Source organism: Paenibacillus radicis (ex Xue et al. 2023), from assembly GCF_024722015.1.
Taxonomy (GTDB): domain Bacteria; phylum Bacillota; class Bacilli; order Paenibacillales; family NBRC-103111; genus Paenibacillus_S.
Genome location: NZ_JANQBD010000082.1, coordinates 1 through 717 on the forward strand (window position 1 = coordinate 1; position 717 = coordinate 717).

Below are 717 nucleotides of genomic sequence, written 5' to 3' on the forward strand. Positions count from 1 at the left end.
AACCCGCAAGGGAGCCAGCCGCCGAAGGTGGGGTAGATGATTGGGGTGAAGTCGTAACAAGGTAGCCGTATCGGAAGGTGCGGCTGGATCACCTCCTTTCTATGGAGTCCATGGTGACTGTAGGTCACCGGACAAATATGCAATACAAACAACACTCACTCGTTGCTCAGTTTTGAGAGGGTAAACGGATCTTTCTAAAAGTGAAGTGATACGCTGAAGCGTATTATGACTACTTTCAGGAGAGACCGATAACCATATCTCAATAACTTCGTTTGGTGATGATGGCGGAGGGGAACCACGCGTTCCCATCTCGAACACGACCGTTAAGCCCTCCAGCGCCAATGGTACTTAGACCGCAGGGTCTTGGGAGAGTAGGACGTTGCCAAGCGAACCCTTTTAAGGGTGAAGGAAGCTTCAAGTTTCTGCAAATGAATATGAGGGCCCTTAGCTCAGCTGGTTAGAGCGCACCCCTGATAAGGGTGAGGTCGGTGGTTCGAGTCCACTAGGGCCCACCAATTGCATATCCTACTATGGGGCCATAGCTCAGCTGGGAGAGCGCCTGCCTTGCAAGCAGGAGGTCAGCGGTTCGATCCCGCTTGGCTCCACCATATCTTTATTTATGAGATTGTTCCTTGAAAACTAGATACCGAAACAAGTAGTTGCAACTGTTCGATGCGTGAAACCATCGCAGTTGTCAACAGCATAGAGCAACGTGTG

The 717-nt window shown here is 50.6% G+C and carries 2 tRNA genes and 2 rRNA genes; all 4 read left to right on the forward strand.

The features are described from left to right. Positions 1-99: ribosomal RNA gene (locus NV381_RS38155) — 16S ribosomal RNA — on the forward strand; the annotation flags it as partial. Positions 100-271: 172 nt separating this feature from the next. Then, positions 272-388: ribosomal RNA gene (gene rrf / locus NV381_RS38160) — 5S ribosomal RNA — on the forward strand. Between the two features lie 50 nt (positions 389-438). Next, a tRNA-Ile gene (locus tag NV381_RS38165) sits at positions 439-515 on the forward strand. A gap of 17 nt (positions 516-532) precedes the next feature. Then, positions 533-608 (forward strand) — tRNA-Ala (locus NV381_RS38170). Positions 609-717 lie beyond the last annotated feature (109 nt).